This window comes from Bradyrhizobium sp. IC4060 (assembly GCF_020193715.1).
GTDB classification, from domain to species: Bacteria; Pseudomonadota; Alphaproteobacteria; order Rhizobiales; family Xanthobacteraceae; genus Bradyrhizobium; species Bradyrhizobium yuanmingense.
In genome coordinates this window covers 1-1,378 of the sequence record NZ_JADYVJ010000054.1, presented here as the reverse complement: position 1 = coordinate 1,378, position 1,378 = coordinate 1, and the positions used below count along the sequence as shown (strand labels likewise).

The 1,378-nt window shown below is 56.6% G+C and carries 2 protein-coding genes; both read right to left on the bottom strand.

The genetic code is table 11. From position 1 onward, the window contains the following. A partial coding sequence (locus tag I6F16_RS37420) for an aminotransferase class III-fold pyridoxal phosphate-dependent enzyme (RefSeq protein WP_225174767.1) occupies positions 1-767 on the bottom strand: 767 nt, incomplete at its 3' end. A 407-nt stretch (positions 768-1,174) separates the two neighbouring features. Continuing rightward, positions 1,175-1,378: hypothetical protein (locus I6F16_RS37415; RefSeq protein WP_225174768.1), on the bottom strand; the 204-nt coding region annotated here is incomplete at its 5' end.

Sequence of the window (1,378 nt, the reverse complement as noted above, 5' to 3'; positions counted from 1 at the left end):
AGGACCTCATCAGCAATCACCAGAATGCCGTTCTTGCGGGCAGATTCTTGCACCGCGGCCATGAATTCAGGCTTTGCCGCAACGAGGCCACCGCGGCTCGGCATCGGATCCAGAATGATGGCGGCAACGTCGCGCGCATTCAATGATATCAAGCGGCGCACCCCTTCAACATCATTGAAACGGAACACAACTACTTCGTCGAGCACGCTCGCAGGCATCCCGCGATAGAGGGCCGTGGATTTGGGCTCGATGGCGTCCCCCCAATTGTCAGGTGTCGCTGCTTGACTGACCTCGACCCAGTCGTAGGCGCCATGGTAGGCGCCCTCGAGCTTGGCAATCTTCGGACGTCCAGTGAAGGCCCGCGCAGCTTTGATCGCAAACAGCACGGCCTCAGTTCCCGTATTGACGAAGCGAACACGATCAACCTGCGGAATGCGGCCGCAAAGTAGTTCAGCGAGTTCGATCTCCTTCTCTGTCGGATTTGCGAAGCAGGTGCCGCGCCGGAGCTGATGCGTTAGCGCTTCCACCACGGGCCCGAAGGCATGTCCATGGATCAACGTCGTAAAGTTGCAATTAAGGTCGAGAAACGAGCGGCCATCAACATCGAACAGATAACTGCCCATCCCACGCTCGATGTAGAGCGGAGCTGGATTTCGCTCAATTGTTAAGCGCGAGGTACCGTCTGGGAAGACCTTTTGGGCCCGGACAAAGTTTTCGTTGGACTGCCCAGCCCTCAGAAATCCAGGCGAAATATTCGAACCTGCAATCTCCCGGTTCACAATGTCCTCCTCAATTTCTCTGCCAATGTTGCTGAGGGCCAACCAGCAACCGTCGCCGCGCCACAACTTTCGGTATTGCTGTTCGGCTCCGGGAGTGTCGGAGGGTCTCGTCGAGTGACATCGAGCCAATTTGAGCAGTCCGGCGACCTGAAAATCGCCAGACTATCTCCCTTGCTCCGCATCACCCTCTACGGGATTGCCGGGAGTGACATCACTTGAATGTGCGGCAGACTCTATAGGTGCCCTCAGGTTAGTTACAGCGTAGCCTTGTACGGCGAGATGCTAATTGACCGTACGCACCAATAATACATCGAGATACTACCTACTATGGTGAGAATAGTGGCTTCGGCGATTGAGGGCCCTCACGCCACAGAGCTAGATTTCCATCACCTCACCTACGCTTTGCCCGGATTGAAGTACGAGGCTCGCGTTGCCTGCTGCGCGGCGCAGAACCGTATTCGTCGCTTCGCGCTGACCTTGCCCCCGGGGCTTAATCCAGTTTGAAGTTCGTTCTGGCCCACGACGAGGACCAGAGCATGAAGCGTAGCCGCTTTACGGAAGAGCAGATTATCGGGATCTTGAAGGAGCACGAGGCCGGG